Source organism: Erythrobacter mangrovi (assembly GCF_013260645.1).
Classification (GTDB): Bacteria; Pseudomonadota; Alphaproteobacteria; order Sphingomonadales; family Sphingomonadaceae; genus Qipengyuania; species Qipengyuania mangrovi.
On the sequence record NZ_CP053921.1, the window covers coordinates 1,524,698 to 1,541,304 of the forward strand.

Here is a 16,607-nt window from a genome sequence, read left to right on the forward strand (position 1 = left end):
CCGACACGGGTCGCACCGCCGCTCATTGCTTCGATCCGGTCTTGGCATTGGCAAAGGCGCGCAGTGTCTTTGCATCACGGTAGCCGTGCAGCACCGCACCGTCGCGCGCCCGGACGATTACCGGGGTTCCGGCAAAGCCGTTGGCCTGTGCAAAGGCTTCGTTGGCATCGAGCGCAGCTGACTTTTTGCAGGTTGCGCGCGGTTCGAGGTGCTTGCCGGTGTATGCGGCATGGAGCGCCTCGACCGGGTCGGCGGCGCACAGCACCGCCTCGGACAAGCGGCGGCTCGACGCGCCGAAGATCGAGATCGGCCGTTCCTCGACAAGAACGCCTGCCTTTTCGAGTTCGCCGGTGAGCCGCTTACAGTAGCCGCACTGGAAATCCGAGAAGACAACCAGCTTCAGCCCCTTGGGATTGCCCCACAGGATCGCGCCTTCCTTGGGAAGGGCTTTGAGATCGACATGCGTCGCGACCTGCCTGTCGCGGGTTTCGGCAACGTCATGGCGCCCTCCAGTGTCCTCGCCGGCGTGGCGGGCTGCGCCGGCGGCGAGCAGGTCGGGGTTGAGTTCGAGCAGGCGCGCGGCAGTCACGTCGCGCCGCTCCTCCATGTCGTAGAGCCGCCCGACGAAGAGGTAGCGTGCCGCTTCGTCGATGTAGAACAGCGTCTCTCCCGAGACGACCTCGCACCATGGCGCGAATGTCGTGCAATCGAGCGCGTCGATCGGCGTTCTGGGCAGACGAAGCTTGAGCGCTTCAACCACATCTCGCGTGATCGCGGCCTGCGCGGGCATGGCGGTTACGATCGCGACGCCGCTTGTAAGGAGGGCTGCTGCGCTGGCGGCGGCGAGCGATATGTGCGCGGCGCGCGCCTTGAGGCCGGGCCGCTGGTTCGAGTAGTTCATTGGGGTGTGCTCCTGACATGGACGCCGTCAAGAAAGACGATCTCGACTGCGATGCCGGTCGGCATCTCGACGACGGGTTGGTACTGTTCTGCGCGTTCGATGAGGTATTTGCTGACGGTGTCGGCGGCTTCGCCCGCGCCCTGGCCCAGGCCGCCTGCGAGGATGTCGGTCGGCGAGAGCGCGTCGCGCTTGCCGTCGCTGCCGACAGGCTGCGCAAAGATGCCGTTGGCATTGGCCGAGAAGCCGCGGCCGAAGCCGCCGACGATTCCGGCGAGCAGCGCCTGGCTGACGAGGCTGCCTTCGCGGCTGACGACATTGCCGCGCACGCCCGACTTGCCGGCGAAGGCGATGAACCCCTTGACCTCGCTGACCGCGAAGCGTCCACCTGGTTGCGCGCAGGTCATGCGCACGAGCTTCACGTAAACCTTCTCGGCCGAGAGATCGCCGCGCGCCGCGCCGTTCACGAGGCAGCCGGTGAGATCGGTGGTGAGGAGCTTGTTGCCCTGCAGCACCGAGCGCGCCGGGCCGGTGATGCGCAGCACAACGGGCAGCGGATCGCTCTGGCTGGTCACGCCCGTCGAGGCGTCGACCCCGACGATCACGGTAGCAGGTGCATAGCTGTTGGGCGGCAGGTAATCGCGGCTTGCCTCGAGCAGCAGCGGCGGCGCGTTCTCGGTTGCCTTGACTTTGGCTGCGCCCGGCTTTTCGGATGAGAAGCTCAGCAGGCTTGCCTTGGGTTCGCTCGGCGGCTCGAGCGGTCCGGGAGCAAAGCCCGGAGCCTGCGGATCGACTGCGGCCGCCGGCGCGATCGGGGGATTGGCGCGGACGGTTTCGAGTTCTGAGCGCAAGGCGGCGTTCTCCGCCGAGATCGCATCGATCGCCGCCTGGCCGTCGCTCAGCATCCGCGCGTTTTCGCCGCGCAGCGCTTCGAGCTCCTGCTCGATAGAAGCCTTGGGAAGCTGGCTCTCCTGCAGGTCCTTGATCGCCTTGCCCTGCGCATCGAGGCGGTTGCCGTAAGTGGCGACGAATTCGCGCTGCGAGAGATTGCGATTGACCAGCGCGCCGGTCTCGATCGTGGTCGCGCCCGCGCCGTCGGCGCTCGCTTCATCCTCACCACCGAAGATGAACATCGAACCGGCGATGAGTGCCACCCCGCCGATCCCGGCGAGCAGCAGCTTCTGCTTCTGCGCCACCGTGCGGTTGAGATTGCGCCGGGCTTCGCCGCGCGTCTCGTCCTTGGGCGCTGCCGCGGGCGTATCGCGTGTGTCGGGATCGGCCATTATTCGAGCCCTCCCTTTGTAAAGACGAGGAAGGCCTGCGTGCTCTCGCCGGGCTGGAGGCTGTCTCGGCCATAGGCAAAGGCCAGCGCCCCGGCGGGCGCCTCGCGTTCACCGGCAAGGTCGACGGGCATCGGGCCGAGATTGCGTAGAGTAAAGGCCTGACCGATCAGCTCGGCACCTTCGTATTCGGCGACCTGCTGCACTTCGAGACTGTCGGTTCGGCGTGGTCGAGAGAGTTCGGTGCGGGCCCGGAAGCCCGGCAGAACCCCGTCGCTCGCCATCGCCTCGATCAGCCGGATCGCGGCCTCGTCGCGGGTCGGGGCTTGGCCTTCCCACTCGCTCGCCTGGGATTTGGCGAGCGCGGGATTGGTGACGAAGAGCTGGCTCGCTTCCTCGCCTTCGACGCGGCAGGTGAACTTGTAGACATAGCCCGCGCTGCTCGTCGCGAAGAAGCTGACCCTTGCGCTCGCATATTGCAGCGGCACCGAGACATAGATGTCGCCGCGCACCGGCTCGTGGGTCACCTCGAAATCGTTGTAGGGATAGCCGCTCGCCATCTTCGAGACATTGCCGAAACCGTCCTCGATGAGGGCGATACGGGTCAGCGCGCCGCGTGCGAGCACGCAGTCGATCGCGGCGCCATCAGCGGCCTCGACGAACTGGTCGGCATGTGCCGGTGAAGCGTAGGCGGCCGTGGCGATTGCCAGCGCAACGCCGGTCAGCGCGGCGGGGAAGGGGCGGGATAGGAGTGTCATGGGTTCTCCTCCTCGTTTTCGGTTGGGAGCTGGCGGAAGCCGGTAAGGCCGAGACTGAGGCCGCGGCGGTTCCAGCTGAATTCGAAGCTGCGCTCTTGGCTTGCGATCACCTGCGCACCGACGAAGGTCTTGAGCGTGCCGGTGACGACAGCGGTGAGCGCCTGCGCGTCGACCTCCATCCGCGAGATTACGAAGGCCTGGCTGATGTCCGAACCGCGCTGCTCGTCGACGATCTTGACGAGCTCGGCCTTGAGGCTCCCGTGCGCTGACGGATCTGCCACCTTGAGGACCTGTTCCATCCAGTAGTCGAGGCTCTCGGGTGCGCGATTGAGCAGCATGAGCGCGGTGTCGCGGGTTACGAGTTCGAGGTAGTGCGCATCGGTACCGCCGCTCCCGAGCGTCAGGCGCTCGGTCGTGACAGGCACCAAAATGACGCTTTCCTCGCGCGTCGCCGCCGCGCCGACCGCCAGCAGGCTGGTAAGGCCCAGCACGGCTGACAGCGCGGCGAAGCGGTTGCGCTGTTTGAGGTGACGCTGCGCTTCCTCATAGGCGAATTCGTGTCTCATGGGTTCCTCCCTCAGCCTGCAAGCAGGCGGCAGTGGGAGGGCGGCGTGGCTTTAAGACCGAGGAAGCTCCCCGGCAGATACCAGTAGGCAGCATGGACCAGTTTCGACCCGGCACCTGACGCCTTCGCCTTTCGAAGGGCGAACCAGGTGAGCCCGGACAGGGCTGTGCCGATGAGGATGTGCTGCGAAAGGATGCCCCACGCGAAGGGGACGAGCAGTCCCGCAAACTCGTCGATGGTCCAGAAGCCGATGAGCTCCGGGTCGTCGAGCCGCCGTGGAACGAGGTATCTGTCGGCCATGCCGCCCTCCCGTCGTTAGACCGCGATCAAATGGTTGCGGTCACGACCGAGGTGACGATCGGCACGCCTGTGCCGACGCCAATTCCGACACCGACCGGGACCGCGACCTGCCCAAGGGCGAAGCGGCCCGAGGCGAGCGCGATCAAACCGCCGGCAAGGCTGAGGACGGTGATGATCTTGCCGCCCGAACCTTCGAGGAAGTCAGTGAACTTCTGCAGCGCCGGATCAAAGGTCGTGTCGGCACCGGCATAGGCGGCACCGGCGCAGGCGAGCGCAATCGCGGCCGGAAGAATATAGTCGCGGGCACGAATGCCTTTAACGGATGGGCGGGGAAGGGTGATTGCATTGTTCATCGAGGAACTCCGTTTCGAACATTGGCAGCGATGCGTTCGCTGTATGTTCTTTCCTCGATTGGAAGGCAGGGTGTAGGAAAACGGAAACTGACGCACGCGGCATTCCGACCAAGAGAAATCGTCGATTCTGGGCAATCTGACCAGGCTTTGCGCGACCGGTGCAGACATTGCGGCCAAGAATACCGATCATTGCGCCACCCATACCGAAGTCTGAGATCGAGGGACCGGGATCTGCGCGAATCAAATCGTGTGACGATGAGCCAGTTTCCTACGTGTTCCTTATTTGTTCTTTTTCCTTTCCTACAGTTTGACGCGTCGCCTAGCCTGTTGGTGATTCGCTGAAGATCACCGGAAGCAGGAACAATGGCGCGAAACACAAACGACAAATGGGAAGAACTATCGCGAGGAGTCGCCGCTTTCCTCGACCATGCCGTGGACGAAAGTGGCAAGTCCCGGCGGACGATTGCCGCACAGACGAATATCAACAAGGACGCGCTCCGACGCATCCTCGCCGGGACAAGGTCAGCCACACTGCCAGAGGCGCTGGCCATCCTTGACGCGAGCGGACACGCGCCGCGCACCTCCCTGATGCTGGCACTCGCGGGGTACTCGCAGCGTAGCAAGGATTGGCAGAATAGCGGCGTGCTGGAATTTCTTGAAACCTTCATAAGCGAGTTGCCGTCTGCTTTGGATCAAGCGCTGGGCCAGAGGCTGCTCGATGTGAGACCGCGCTGGGCAAAGGGGACCGCGCACCGCACCGCCGGTCTCCTGTCGGATCACCTCGCGCAACTGGAGCGGCAGGATGAACAAAGCTTCGCTCTCTGAAATGACGACTGGTATCGAAACGGACGCGGAAGCCGTTCCTGTCGAGCCAACGCCAGACCGGCTCATTCGTCTTCCCGAGGTCATGGCGCGCGTGGGCCTGCGCCGAACGGCAATCTATCAGCGGATGCGCGAAGGCCGTTTTCCAAAGTCGCGTTCGCTCGGTCCCCGTTGCACGGTTTGGGTCGAAGCCGAGATCGATGACTGGATTGGTTCTGTTGTCGAACGCACCGACGAGATATGTCAGAACACGCCCCGAATTTCGAGATGATCATGGTTTGCGTCCCGTCACCGCTCGAATAAACGCGCGCTGTCCCGCTAGCCGGAAAGCACTTCGATTATCCGGCATTCGCCAACCGCTCCGTGCTGGCAGTCGTCGACCATATGGCGCAGTTCGGTTCGCAGTTTTCGCAAGTCACCAAGCTTCCGATCCACTTCGCGTAGGTGGAGGCTGGCAATAGAGTCCACGGCTTCGCACGATTGCGATGGATCATCCGACAAAGAAAGCAATTGGCGCACCTCCGCCATGGTGAAGCCAAGGTCGCGTGCGCGGCGGATAAACCGCAATCTGGCCAATTCGGTCGAACCATAGTCCCGGTAGTTTCCGGCGGTGCGTGGTGGTTCCTCCAGCAATCCGGTCCGTTCGTAGTAGCGGATCGTTTCGGCGGTCGTGCCGGTCTTCCGCGCCAGGGCACCAATCTTCATGGGTTTCTCGCAATGCTTGACCTTGTAGCCACTACAAGGTGCATAAGACGATTCGAAGATGCAAGCAGAACGGTAAAATCCTGTGGCAAAGAAGGACATTATTGAACTTATCGAAGCTGAGCGGTGCGTTTTCCGTGCCGCCAGGCAGTCTGGTGACCGGGCTTTGGCTTGGACCGCGCTCGAGCGGGAACATATTCTGGGCCAGGGCTTCTTCGGGCCGCACCTTCGTTCACATATGACGATGCTGGGCTATGCAGTTGAAACCCGCGATGGCCGCGAAGTTCTGGGGCAGGTCATACGTCTTGCGCTCGCTCCCCTTGGCAATCTCACCGGACGGCTCCCCTGGGGCAATACCGGACGCGCAAACGTGAGCGCATTCGCGCCAATGCCATACCCGGACGACCTCGCGGAGGTTTTCACCATCTCTTCGGACGAGGTTCGCTAGCACGCGCCATGGCAATTCTATCCAACGAACAGGTTGAACGTCTCTACGACAAGACCGCGGGAATCTATGACCGATTGGTGTCGGGGTTTCGGTGGGCCGGTCTTGGTCGCTGGCGACGCGATCTGGTTAACCGGCTTGAACTCAACGCCGGTGACCATGTGATCGATCTATGTGCTGGCACCGGCGCAAACCTCGCGTTTCTGCTTGAGAGAGTAGGACCAAGCGGCAAGGTGACGCTGGTCGACCTTTCGCAAGGCATGCTCGACCAAGCCCGTCGACGAGCGAAGCGCCTGCGAGCTAGCAATGTCGAATTTGTGCAGTCAGACGTAGCCGCCTTCCGCTTTCCGAGCGAGACCAGCGCAGTCATCAGCACCTTTGGACTGGAAATGCCACCTGACTACGCCGCGATCATCGAGCGCGCCTCAGCTGCTCTCCCGACGGGTGGCCGGATGGCCCTGCTTGGCCTGAAGCACCCCGAGCGCTGGCCGCGATGGCTGATTGAAATCGGCATAGTGCTGACCAAACCATTTGGTGTGGCGCGGGAATATGAAGAGTTCCGCCCTTGGCTTCCAGCACGCAAAGTTTTGCGCGAAGTTCATTTCCGCGAGTTTCTGGCCGGTTGTGCGTATGAATTCGTCGGTGCCAAATCGTGATCATGAAAAGACAAGCGCTCAGACAGCCGTGGTTGCGCAAGCTTTGCAAGGCTCCTAAAGGGTTGAGTAACATGCCGCGTCTTGTGTTCCCCTTCCTTGCGATCATCGCCATTCTTTTCGGTAGTGTCCTATCGTTACCTGACGCGCATGCTTCAGAAGGCGAAAGCTTCGTTCATGCGGCCGATCACGTTTATGCGCATGGGGCGGACCACTTCGATAGCAATGATCCCGAGCCGGACCATGATGGTCAGGACCATTCGGCAACGCATCATCACAATTGCAGCTTCAGCCTCGCCGATAGTGGAGTGTTCCTGGGGTCGCCCTTTGCGCGCACGAATAGCCTGAAGGGTCCGCTGGCGACTTCGATGCTCACCTCGCGCGCGCCGCCGGTTCTGATCCAACCTCCCAAAGCCTGACAGCAAATCATGTGCGAGTGCGCCTGCGCGTGCGCTCGATTGGTTTCAGTCAGGAGATACAATAATGCGGTGCTTTGCACTGGCCGCGGCCTTGATTGCCGTGTCCACGGGTTCGCCAGTATTGGCACAGGAAACAGTTACACTCGAGGAAGCGCTCGCTCGAGCGGGCGTCGGCATTGAAGGGGAAGATGACCCTTCCAGCAATCCCCGGGTTTACGGCCCTCAGGCGGAGGCCGAAGCCGCGCGTGCGGCTATCGACCAAGCACGCCTCCGACCCAATCCCGAGCTATCGCTCGAGGCCGAGAACATCGCGGGCTCCGGCGCTTTCTCCGGGCTGCGGTCGACCGAATATACCCTAGCGATCGGTCAGCCGCTCGAACTCGGCGGCAAGCGAAGCGCACGCATCGCGAGCGCACGCGCATCGTCCGATTTCGCCGGCTTGCAGAGCGAATTTGCCTTGTCGCAACTCGCTTTGGGGGTGCGCGAGCGTTATGTGCAGGCTGTCGCCGCAGGCCAACGCCTCGTTCTCGCGCGGGAAATCGTCGAGCGAAACCGTGAACTGACGCGGATCGCCAACGTGCTTGTAGAGGTCGGGCGGGAGCCGCCTCTTCGAGCTATGCGTGCACAAGCTACGCTTGCCGAGGCGGAGGCCGAATTGCAGGCTGCACAAGCAGACGATTTAGCAGCACGTCAGGCGCTCGCGGCTCTCTGGGTATCCGGACAGCCCAATCCCGCAGTATCGAACGTCTTTCCTGACTTATCGCCGCCCCTTGCACCGCCGGTTTCCGAAAATCCGTTGCAACTGCGCATTGCGGGCGCTCGAACCAGCTTTGCTGAAGCCGAAATTGCGCGTGAGCGCTCGCTTGGCGTTCCCGACCCAACGCTGTCGGCAGGCGTGCGCCGTTTTGAGGAAAGCAACGATCAAGCGTTCATCGTCGGGATTTCCATTCCGCTTCCCTTTCGCAACCGCAACCAGGGCAACATCGCAGCCGCCGAGGCGCAATACCGCGCGGCAAGCGCGAGCGAGGCGATAGCCGAGGCGGACTACCGCGTGGAGTTCGAGCGGACGCGAACGCTTTATCTGGCCGCCGAAACGCGTGTGGAGACCCTCTCCAGCGCATCCCTGCCGCAGGCTGAGGAAGCGCTCAGGCTCGTCGAAATCGGCTACCGCAATGGCAGATTTCCGCTGATCGAAGTTCTGGCGGCTGCCGAAGCGCGCGACGCCATTCGTGAAAATCTGATTCAGGCAGAAGAGACCCGCGGCCTGCTCGCGGCGCGGCTCATCTGGCTCAACGCACAGTGAGGCCCATTTCCATGGAACGTAGCCATTTGATCGCCGTAAGCGGCGTCCTGATCTTGCTGGCCGCCTTGGCCTCGGTCTTCTGGCCCGCTGACTCAAACGGACCCGACCAGCAAGCGGAACAAGTTGAAAAGAGCGAAGTCCCCGAAGGCGTTCTGCTGATCGACGAGAAGCAGATCGCAGCTTCGTCGATAGAAATCGAAGCTGTCCAATTCGGCGCAGCAACGGAGCTTGTATTCCCAGCGACCGTCGCCGCGGCGCCGAATGCCAGCGCACGGATCGATGCGCGTGCATCCGGTGTGGTGAAGAGCGTGAACAAGATGCTTGGCGATTATGTCAGGCAGGGGGAGGTGATCGCGCGGATCGAGAGCGCTGATGCTGCCGGACTGGCTGCGCAGGTCGCTGCCGCGCGTGCGCGGGTCAATGAACTGTCTGCGCTCTACGACCGCGAAAAGCGGCTGTTCGAGGCCAATGTGACGGCCCGGCAGGATCTCGAAGCGGCGCAGGCCAATCTGCAAGTGGCAAGATCGGAGCTGTCACGCGCACAAGCCGCATCCGCTGCTGCTGGTGTCAGCGGGGATGGGCGTTCGCTGGCCGTGACGAGTCCGATTTCAGGGCAGATCACCAGCGCGCCGATCGTGCTTGGCTCCTACGTCTCCGCCGGTGAAGAGATGTTCCAGATCGTGAACGCGAGCGGCTTGCAGGTGCAGGTCGCCTTGCCTGCCAGCGATGCTGCGAGAATTCGGCCGGGCGATGAAGCTACGTTGGAGCTCGGGCAGGACCGGGAGATCGGCGGACGTGTGCGCTCGGTGACCCCGGCACTCGATCCGGAAAGCCGTAGCGCGACAGCGATAATCTCACTCGCCGGAGCGGTCCCTGGATTGCAGCCAGGCGCATTCTTGCAGGCGCGCATCCGACCCTCAGGTGAAACCGATGCGACCTCGATCTCGGTGCCTGAATCCGCAGTTCAGATGGTCGAAGGCCGTGAAGTCGTGTTCGTTCGCACGCGTACCGGGTTTCGGGCGATGCCTGTCGTGACGGGATCGCGCTCGGGAGGGCGCATCGTGATCGAGTCCGGATTGCAGAATGGCCAGCGGATCGCGACCGAAAACGCCTTCCTACTCAAAGCCGAACTCGGAAAAGAGGAGGCCGAACATGGACATTGATCGGTCTGAAAGCGGTTTCGAGGAGGAGCGCAGCAGCCATGATGGCCTGATTGGCGGCGTCCTTGACTGGTCGGTGCGCAATCGCTGGGCGGTCGTAGCCCTTGCCCTAGGTGTTGCCATTTGGGGCGCGTTCAATCTAGCAAAACTGCCGATTGATGCGGTGCCGGACATCACCAATGTTCAGGTGCAGATAAACACCGAGGCACCGGCCCTCTCGCCCTCGCAGATCGAAACGCAGGTAACCTTCCCTGTCGAAACCGGACTAGCCGGTATCGAGGGACTTGAGATGACCCGCTCGATCTCGCGTAACGGCTTCAGCCAGGTCACCGCGATCTTCGAAGAAGGCACCGACATCTACTTTGCCCGGTCGCAGGTCGAAGAGAGGATCGCCAACCTGGCCTCTTCGCTTCCTGCAGGTGCGGAGCCGTCAATGGGTCCGATTGCAACCGGTCTCGGCGAGGTGTTGATGTATACCATCGAATTCGAGCATCCGGGTGGAACCGATGCGCCCAAGGGTGGTGCTGTTGGCTGGCAGAAGGACGGCAGCTTTCTCACGGACCGGGGCGAGCGATTGGACACGGCGGTGGCAAGAGCCGCCTATCTGCGCACGGTACAGGATTGGGTTGTCGCGCCGCTGATGCGTACGGCCGACGGCGTGGCGGGCGTGGACTCGATCGGTGGCTTTGAGAAGCAGTACCTGGTGCAGCCAGACCCCGACCGCCTCAACGGCTACGGCGTTTCGCTCGACCAGCTGATTACCGCGCTCGAAGCGGCGAACCAAGCCGAAGGCGCCAACTTTGTCGAAAGGGCTGGCGAAGCTCTTCTTGCACGGGTCGATTCCCGGCTGAATTCCGTAGAAGACATTGCGCAGGCAGTGGTGGCAACGCGCGAAGGTGTGCCGATCCGCGTCGGCGACGTGGCAACGGTCGAGATTGGCGGCGATCTCCGCACTGGTGCAGCCTCGCTGAATGGCGAGGAAGCCGTCGTGGGTACTGTGCTGATGCGCGCAGGCGAAAACAGCCGCACCGTAGCTGCGGGTGCTGCCGACAGGCTCGACGAGGTACGGTCGTCGCTTCCAGCAGGAGTTGAGGCGGAGATCGTCTACAACCGTTCGACACTCGTCGATGCGACCATCGTGACGGTACGCAACAACCTTGTCGAGGGCGCGCTTCTCGTCATCGTTATTTTGTTCTTGCTGCTTGGAAACATCCGCGCCGCGATCATTGCAGCTCTGGTCATCCCTTTGTCGATGCTGATGGCAGCTATTGGCATGAACCGGCTTGGCGTATCTGGCAATCTGATGAGTCTTGGTGCGCTTGATTTCGGCCTGATTGTCGATGGCGCTGTAATCATCGTCGAAAACAGCATCGCGCGCCTCGCCGCAAGGCAGGAGCACGAGGGACGTTTGCTCACACTGCGCGAACGCCTTGCCGAGACGCGGGCAGCGGCGCATGAGATGATCAAGCCAACGGTGTATGGCCAGGCGATCATCTTTCTGGTTTTTGCGCCACTCCTCACCTTCACCGGGGTTGAGGGCAAGACATTTTCGCCCATGGCCATCACGGTGATGCTGGCACTTGCCTCGGCATTCATCCTCTCGCTCACGTTCGTCCCCGCGATGATCGCTCTCTTGCTGAACAAGAAAATCAACGAACAGGAAGCAAAGCCCATCCGAATGACAAAGGAGCGCTATGGTCCGCTGCTGCGCAGAGCGCTTGCCCGTCCATGGCCTGTCATCGGTACCGGAGTCGGCGTGTTCGCGCTCGCGGCGCTTGTCTTCAGCTTCATCGGCAGCGAATTTACACCGCAGCTCGACGAGCGTGATCTGGCTGTCCAGTCATTGCGTATTCCTTCCACCCCACTGGAGCAGTCGCTTACAATGCAGCGCCAGGTTGAAGCGCGATTGAAGCAATTCCCGCAGGTTGAGCTGGTATTTTCGCGCACCGGCACGGCAGAGGTCGCGACCGACCCCATGCCGCCGAACATCTCGGATGCCTATGTTATCCTCAAACCGCGCGAAGAATGGCCTGACCCCTCGCTGTCTAAGGATCAACTTGTAAGCGAGATGGAAGAGGCGCTCGGCAATCTCGTTGGCAATCTCTATGAATTCAGCCAGCCCATCGAGCTGCGCTTTAACGAGCTTATCGCAGGCGTTCGCGGCGATGTCGCGATCAAACTCTACGGCGATGATCTCACGGCCATGACTGCGGCTGCAAACCAGGTCGCGGTCGTGCTCCGCGGTGTCGAGGGCGCGGCCGATGTGAAGGTCCAGCAGGTTTCGGGTTTTCCGACGCTCGATATAGCCTTCGATAGGCCAACGATTGCGCGCTACGGCCTCACGGTCGAAGACGTGGCGCAGTCCGTTGCCATAGCGCTTGGAGGTCGAAACGCAGGGCTGGTGTTCGAAGGCGATCGACGTTTCGATGTCGTGGTCAGGCTATCGGATGCAAATCGCAATGACTTCGACCAGCTCGGATCATTGCCGATCGTGCTTCCCAATGGAGGAACCGTGCCGTTGCGCGCAGTGGCAAAGTTTCAGGTGATCGATGGCTTGGCCGAGGTCCGGCGCGAGCAGGGTCGCCGGCTGGTGATTGTGTCCGCCAACGTTCGTGAACGTGATCTTGGGTCATTCGTCGAGCAGGCACAGTCCGAGGTTGCCGCGAATGTTGATTTGCCGTCCGCATCGTTCATCGAATGGGGCGGTCAGTACCAGAACCTGCAACAGGCTCAGCAGCGTCTGCTGATCGTGGTTCCGCTCGCCTTCGGCGTCATCTTGTTGCTCCTGTATTTGGCGGTCGGCGGTTGGGTCCCTGCGCTGGCGGTGTTCAGCGCAATCCCTATGGCACTGGCTGGCGGGGTCTTTTTCCTGGCTCTGCGCGGCATGCCTTTTTCCATCTCGGCAGCGGTGGGGTTCATTGCTCTCTCCGGAGTTGCGACGCTGAACGGCCTCGTCATGATCACAGCGATCAAGCAGCGTCTCGAGCAAGGCTTGGAACTGGGCGACGCGATCATCGAGGGCGCGATCGCGCGGCTGCGGCCGGTGTTGATGACAGCGCTAGTTGCATCGCTCGGCTTTGTTCCGATGGCGCTTGCGACGGGAACCGGGGCCGAAGTGCAACGTCCATTGGCTACGGTTGTCATTGGTGGGTTGATCACCGCCACCGCGCTCACCCTGTTCGTATTGCCTGCCATTGTAAGCCTGATCTTCGCGAGAAAACCGCGCGCGACCCAGGTTGAGACATCAGCAGCAGCGAGGAGCGACAGCTAGTGACACGGAATATCGAACTCGAACTATCGTCGCTTCTCCCGGACATTCCGAGCGACACCGACAGATGTATCGCTCGGCTGCAGTCGTTGCTCAGTTCGCGGGCAGGTGTGCATGGGGTCGAGGTCGTTGAAGGATCGAACAGTGCACCTGCCCAGCTTGCAATATCTTACGATCCCGATCGTCTCACGATCGCGCGGATCAGAGAACTTGCGCACGTAGCAGGAGCGGAAATTTCCGGGCGCTACGGGCATGTTGTGTGGCAAACCGAGGGCATTAATTCGGTGCGCCGGGCGCAGACGGTCGCAGATCTGGTAGCCCGCGAATCCGGCGTACTTGAAGCAAATGCCGATGCGAGCGGAAAGCTGGTCGCCGAGTTCGACCGCCGGCGTACCGATGAGACCGCGATTGCCAATGCGCTGCAAGAACTGGGGGTTTCAATCAAGGCCGACAAAATCGCCGCAAATGCCAGAGATGCTGAAGAACACCGCCATGACGATAAAGATCATTCCGGGCACAGTCACGGCGGCATCTTCGGCGCTAATACTGAACTCTTTTTCTCGCTCGCTTCGGGCGCATTTCTCGCCATCGGCTTCGGGATCGAGAAGCTATGGGACGGGCATCCGGTCTGGCTGCCGTTCGCTTGTTATATAGTGGCATATTTCTTCGGAGGCTTCTTCACTCTCCGAGAGGCGTGGGACAATTTGCGCCTCCGCCGGTTCGAAATCGACAGCCTCATGCTTGTCGCCGCTGCGGGCGCCGCCTTTCTCGGGGAATGGGCCGAAGGCGCGCTACTGCTGTTCCTGTTCAGTTTCGGCCACGCGCTCGAACACTACGCGATGGGGCGCGCGAAGAAAGCTATCGAAGCGCTCGCCGGGCTTGCCCCGGACACCGCACGGGTAAAGCGCGGAACTGACGTAGTTGAGATCCCGGTCGAGGAGCTTGCGCTAGGCGACGTGGTAATCGTGCGTCCGAACGAACGCCTTCCGGCTGATGGCTTCATCCTGGACGGCGTCAGTGCCATCAATCAGGCTCCGGTGACCGGCGAAAGCGTGCCGGTCGACAAGAGCGCGGTTTCGGATGTCGCTTCTGCGCGCGCCAATCCTGACAATCTTGCGGATGACAATCGCGTCTTCGCGGGGACGATCAACGGATCGGGCGCACTCGAAGTGGAAGTGACCCGGCGATCGAGCGATACGACCCTAGCCAAGGTCGTCCAAATGGTGAGCGAAGCCGAGGCTCAGCAATCTCCTACCCAGCGCTTCACGCAGCGCTTCGAGCGAATTTTCGTGCCTGCCGTGCTCGCTCTGGCCGGCCTGCTCCTTTTCGCATGGGTCGTCATCGACGAACCCTTCCGCGACAGTTTCTACCGGGCGATGGCGGTGCTTGTGGCTGCCAGCCCCTGCGCTTTGGCGATCGCGACCCCGAGCGCGGTCTTGTCCGGAGTGGCCAGAGCAGCGCGCAGCGGCATTCTGGTAAAGGGCGGCGCGCCGCTCGAGGATCTCGGTGCGCTCAAGGCCATCGCGTTCGACAAGACCGGTACTCTTACCGAAGGCGAACCCCGCATTACCGATGTCGAACCCGCGCAGGGTGTATCTGAAAACGAACTGCTTGCGATTGCTTCGGCGGCTGAAAATCTGAGCGATCATCCCCTGGCACAGGCGATTGTCAGGGACGGCAAGCAGCGGCTTGGCGATGAGACTCTGCCCGAAGCAACCGATCTCGAAAGCTTCACAGGCAAGGGCATCACCGCGCTTGTCGGCGGTGAGCGGGTGTGGATCGGAAAGCTCGAAATGTTCGGGCAAGATGGGGTCCCTCCGCTCAGTGCCGAACTGTCGGATGCTATAGAGTCCATGCGCGAGCGCGGGCGGACGACGATGGGCGTTCGCTCGGAAACGCGCGATCTCGGAGCGATCGGCTTGCTCGACACGCCGCGTGCGGCGGCAAAGGCGACGCTCGAAGCGTTGCGCGGCCTCGGGATCACCCGAATGATCATGATCTCGGGCGACGACCAAAGAGTGGCCGATGCGGTTGGAAAGGAAGTCGGCCTCGACGAGGCCTGGGGCAATCTCATGCCCGACGACAAGGTCAAGGCCATCCGCAAGCTTGCCGGCCAGGACAAGGTTGCGATGGTCGGAGACGGGGTCAATGACGCTCCGGCCATGGCGAACGCAACGGTCGGAATAGCAATGGGGGCTGCCGGATCGGACGTTGCATTGGAGACAGCCGATGTCGCGCTGATGGCCGATGATCTCGCCCGACTGCCTTTCGCCGTCGATCTGAGCCGACAGACCCGGTCGATCATCCGGCAGAATATGATCGTCAGTCTCGGAATTGTCGTCGTGCTCATCCCGGCAACCATTTTCGGTCTCGGGATAGGCCCCGCTGTCGCGGTTCACGAAGGATCGACACTGATCGTGGTCGCCAACGCGCTCCGGCTGCTGGCGTATAAGGAGAAGGGCGGCACAAAAGAGAGAACGGGGAAGCCAGTATGAGCTGCAACGATGACTTCGATCTGGATTCGGCGGACAAGCGACGCACATTGTGGATCGTATTGTGGCTCAACGTCGCAATCGCGGTTGGTTTCTTTGTCGTTGCCTATTTTGCGGACTCGAACGCGCTCTTGGCCAACGGGCTCGACAATTCATCCGATGCATTTGTCTACGCGCTCAGTCTTCTGGCTCTCACCCGTTCGCAATCCTGGAAACGAGGGGCCGCGCGTTTCTCAGGCATTATGCTCCTAGTCTTCGCCGGAGGCGTTATCGCCGATGCCGTCAGGCGTTTCATCGAAGGCTCCGAGCCGGGCGGCCTGATGATGATCGCCATGGCGGGCATCGCGGCGGTGGTGAACCTCATATGCCTGCGCATGCTCCAGAAGCTTCAGCAAAAGGATGTCAATCTGCGCGCAGCGACCACGTTTAGCTTTAACGATTTCATATCGAACGGCGGTATCATCGTCGCCGGGATCATCGTTATGCTTACAGGCGCAAATTGGCCGGATCTCGTGGTTGGGATCGCGGTTGCTGGCATCGCCCTGTATGGCGGGATCGATATCCTTCGCGATGCGCACAGGGATAAGCATGAGGAAGCGGGCACCCAACATATCAAAGGCGACGAATTCCGAAGATGATGCTCGAATTTTGCATTTTGGCCGCTGGATTGCCTCGGCTCCTTATTCAGACTATCGCAGCTTCGTGAAATTTGTTCGCGCCTTGACCCTGATTTGCTTCAGCTTTGGACTGCTTGTGCAGGTTGCTGCGCAGGCGGCCGTTCCGCAGAGCGAAATGGCTGGGTCGGCTGATTGTGCTGAAATGGCGCAAGGCATGGCCGAGCACGGCATGTCTGAACACGCGATGCCCGAACAGATGGTTTCCGAAACGGACCCGGCCGAACAGCATGGCTCATGCTGCGAGATGAGCCTCGATTGTCTCGTAGCCATGAATTGCCTGCCACCGCTGGCGCTTGCGGGTCCGGGACTGGCGCATGCAGGACCGTTTCCTGTTGCGCCTACGTATCTGGCCGCTAGCGCCAACAGGCTCGACAGCCAGCCTCGACCGCCGGAATCTCCGCCTCCACAAACCGAACTCACCATCTAGCATTTCCCGGGCGGTGCTCTGCGCCGTTTGCGAGCTTGACGGATTACTTGACTTGCGCCGTGTCGATTGACGCGTACGCCGAAGT

At 61.6% G+C, this 16,607-nt stretch carries 18 protein-coding genes; 11 read left to right on the top strand and 7 right to left on the bottom strand.

The annotated features are described in order from the left end of the window. Positions 1-22: 22 nt before the first annotated feature. Genes HQR01_RS07885 through HQR01_RS07910 form a run of 6 tightly spaced genes read right to left on the bottom strand, consistent with a single transcriptional unit; the run spans position 23 to position 4,154 of the window. Complete coding sequence (locus HQR01_RS07885) at positions 23-901, bottom strand: DsbC family protein (protein WP_137678732.1); 879 nt, start codon at positions 899-901, stop codon at positions 23-25. Then, complete coding sequence (locus HQR01_RS07890; RefSeq protein WP_173214071.1) at positions 898-2,181, bottom strand: TraB/VirB10 family protein; 1,284 nt, start codon at positions 2,179-2,181, stop codon at positions 898-900. The genes HQR01_RS07885 and HQR01_RS07890 overlap by 4 nt, the downstream gene beginning before the upstream one ends. Next, positions 2,181-2,936, bottom strand: coding sequence for a type-F conjugative transfer system secretin TraK (locus tag HQR01_RS07895; protein WP_173214073.1), 756 nt, complete (start codon positions 2,934-2,936; stop codon positions 2,181-2,183). The genes HQR01_RS07890 and HQR01_RS07895 overlap by 1 nt, the downstream gene beginning before the upstream one ends. Beyond that, positions 2,933-3,502 (bottom strand): type IV conjugative transfer system protein TraE, encoded by a 570-nt coding sequence (locus tag HQR01_RS07900; protein WP_152434338.1) that lies wholly within the window; start codon positions 3,500-3,502, stop codon positions 2,933-2,935. Before HQR01_RS07900 ends, HQR01_RS07895 begins: the two co-directional genes overlap by 4 nt. Positions 3,503-3,513: 11 nt before the next feature. Further along, the gene (traL, locus tag HQR01_RS07905; RefSeq protein ID WP_173214075.1) at positions 3,514-3,801 is read right to left on the bottom strand and encodes a type IV conjugative transfer system protein TraL; all 288 of its coding nucleotides are present in this window, start codon (positions 3,799-3,801) and stop codon (positions 3,514-3,516) included. A 26-nt stretch (positions 3,802-3,827) separates the two neighbouring features. After that, positions 3,828-4,154 carry a hypothetical protein gene (locus tag HQR01_RS07910; RefSeq protein WP_173214078.1) on the bottom strand — a complete coding sequence of 109 codons (327 nt, stop codon included), beginning with the start codon at positions 4,152-4,154 and terminating at the stop codon, positions 3,828-3,830. A gap of 363 nt (positions 4,155-4,517) precedes the next feature. Here HQR01_RS07910 and HQR01_RS07915 point away from each other — a divergent pair, with 363 nt between their 5' ends. Then, positions 4,518-4,979 (top strand): hypothetical protein, encoded by a 462-nt coding sequence (locus HQR01_RS07915; protein WP_173214080.1) that lies wholly within the window; start codon positions 4,518-4,520, stop codon positions 4,977-4,979. Position 4,980: 1 nt separating this feature from the next. Continuing rightward, positions 4,981-5,247 carry an AlpA family transcriptional regulator gene (locus HQR01_RS07920; RefSeq protein ID WP_173214082.1) on the top strand — a complete coding sequence of 89 codons (267 nt, stop codon included), beginning with the start codon at positions 4,981-4,983 and terminating at the stop codon, positions 5,245-5,247. A 47-nt stretch (positions 5,248-5,294) separates the two neighbouring features. Here HQR01_RS07920 and HQR01_RS07925 read toward each other — a convergent pair whose 3' ends face one another. Further along, complete coding sequence (locus tag HQR01_RS07925; RefSeq protein ID WP_173214084.1) at positions 5,295-5,681, bottom strand: MerR family transcriptional regulator; 387 nt, start codon at positions 5,679-5,681, stop codon at positions 5,295-5,297. A gap of 82 nt (positions 5,682-5,763) precedes the next feature. Between HQR01_RS07925 and HQR01_RS07930 the strand changes: the two genes are divergently transcribed. The 9 genes from HQR01_RS07930 to HQR01_RS07970 all read left to right on the top strand — a co-directional run bounded on the left by HQR01_RS07930 (position 5,764) and on the right by HQR01_RS07970 (position 16,522). After that, complete coding sequence (locus HQR01_RS07930; RefSeq protein WP_173214086.1) at positions 5,764-6,126, top strand: DUF3703 domain-containing protein; 363 nt, start codon at positions 5,764-5,766, stop codon at positions 6,124-6,126. A gap of 8 nt (positions 6,127-6,134) precedes the next feature. After that, on the top strand, positions 6,135-6,779 hold the full coding sequence (locus HQR01_RS07935) for a class I SAM-dependent methyltransferase (protein WP_173214088.1): 645 nt from the start codon (positions 6,135-6,137) through the stop codon (positions 6,777-6,779). 2 nt (positions 6,780-6,781) lie between these two features. Beyond that, positions 6,782-7,195 carry a hypothetical protein gene (locus HQR01_RS07940; RefSeq protein ID WP_173214090.1) on the top strand — a complete coding sequence of 138 codons (414 nt, stop codon included), beginning with the start codon at positions 6,782-6,784 and terminating at the stop codon, positions 7,193-7,195. A 64-nt stretch (positions 7,196-7,259) separates the two neighbouring features. Next, entirely contained in the window at positions 7,260-8,498 is a 1,239-nt protein-coding gene (locus HQR01_RS07945; RefSeq protein WP_173214091.1) for a TolC family protein, read from the top strand. Between the two features lie 11 nt (positions 8,499-8,509). Next, positions 8,510-9,661, top strand: coding sequence for an efflux RND transporter periplasmic adaptor subunit (locus tag HQR01_RS07950; RefSeq protein ID WP_173214093.1), 1,152 nt, complete (start codon positions 8,510-8,512; stop codon positions 9,659-9,661). Between the two features lie 46 nt (positions 9,662-9,707). After that, on the top strand, positions 9,708-12,929 hold the full coding sequence (locus tag HQR01_RS07955; protein ID WP_173216237.1) for an efflux RND transporter permease subunit: 3,222 nt from the start codon (positions 9,708-9,710) through the stop codon (positions 12,927-12,929). Then, positions 12,929-15,421, top strand: coding sequence for a heavy metal translocating P-type ATPase (locus tag HQR01_RS07960; RefSeq protein ID WP_173214095.1), 2,493 nt, complete (start codon positions 12,929-12,931; stop codon positions 15,419-15,421). Before HQR01_RS07955 ends, HQR01_RS07960 begins: the two co-directional genes overlap by 1 nt. Then, positions 15,418-16,056, top strand: a complete 639-nt coding sequence (locus tag HQR01_RS07965) for a cation diffusion facilitator family transporter (protein WP_152434343.1) — start codon at positions 15,418-15,420, stop codon at positions 16,054-16,056. The genes HQR01_RS07960 and HQR01_RS07965 overlap by 4 nt, the downstream gene beginning before the upstream one ends. Continuing rightward, the gene (locus HQR01_RS07970; RefSeq protein WP_234030081.1) at positions 16,007-16,522 is read left to right on the top strand and encodes a hypothetical protein; all 516 of its coding nucleotides are present in this window, start codon (positions 16,007-16,009) and stop codon (positions 16,520-16,522) included. The genes HQR01_RS07965 and HQR01_RS07970 overlap by 50 nt, the downstream gene beginning before the upstream one ends. The last annotated feature ends 85 nt before the right edge of the window (positions 16,523-16,607 follow it).

Bases quoted from the DNA above. Each gene is read 5' to 3' on its own strand.
- HQR01_RS07885 (WP_137678732.1), bottom strand. From the start codon at position 901: ATGAACTACTCGAACCAGCGGCCCGGCCTCAAGGCGCGCGCCGCGCAC.
- HQR01_RS07890 (WP_173214071.1), bottom strand. From the start codon at position 2,181: ATGGCCGATCCCGACACACGCGATACGCCCGCGGCAGCGCCCAAGGAC.
- HQR01_RS07895 (WP_173214073.1), bottom strand. From the start codon at position 2,936: ATGACACTCCTATCCCGCCCCTTCCCCGCCGCGCTGACCGGCGTTGCG.
- HQR01_RS07900 (WP_152434338.1), bottom strand. From the start codon at position 3,502: ATGAGACACGAATTCGCCTATGAGGAAGCGCAGCGTCACCTCAAACAG.
- traL (WP_173214075.1), bottom strand. From the start codon at position 3,801: ATGGCCGACAGATACCTCGTTCCACGGCGGCTCGACGACCCGGAGCTC.
- HQR01_RS07910 (WP_173214078.1), bottom strand. From the start codon at position 4,154: ATGAACAATGCAATCACCCTTCCCCGCCCATCCGTTAAAGGCATTCGT.
- HQR01_RS07915 (WP_173214080.1), top strand. From the start codon at position 4,518: ATGGCGCGAAACACAAACGACAAATGGGAAGAACTATCGCGAGGAGTC.
- HQR01_RS07920 (WP_173214082.1), top strand. From the start codon at position 4,981: ATGACGACTGGTATCGAAACGGACGCGGAAGCCGTTCCTGTCGAGCCA.
- HQR01_RS07925 (WP_173214084.1), bottom strand. From the start codon at position 5,681: ATGAAGATTGGTGCCCTGGCGCGGAAGACCGGCACGACCGCCGAAACG.
- HQR01_RS07935 (WP_173214088.1), top strand. From the start codon at position 6,135: ATGGCAATTCTATCCAACGAACAGGTTGAACGTCTCTACGACAAGACC.
- HQR01_RS07940 (WP_173214090.1), top strand. From the start codon at position 6,782: ATGAAAAGACAAGCGCTCAGACAGCCGTGGTTGCGCAAGCTTTGCAAG.
- HQR01_RS07945 (WP_173214091.1), top strand. From the start codon at position 7,260: ATGCGGTGCTTTGCACTGGCCGCGGCCTTGATTGCCGTGTCCACGGGT.
- HQR01_RS07950 (WP_173214093.1), top strand. From the start codon at position 8,510: ATGGAACGTAGCCATTTGATCGCCGTAAGCGGCGTCCTGATCTTGCTG.
- HQR01_RS07965 (WP_152434343.1), top strand. From the start codon at position 15,418: ATGAGCTGCAACGATGACTTCGATCTGGATTCGGCGGACAAGCGACGC.
- HQR01_RS07970 (WP_234030081.1), top strand. From the start codon at position 16,007: ATGAGGAAGCGGGCACCCAACATATCAAAGGCGACGAATTCCGAAGAT.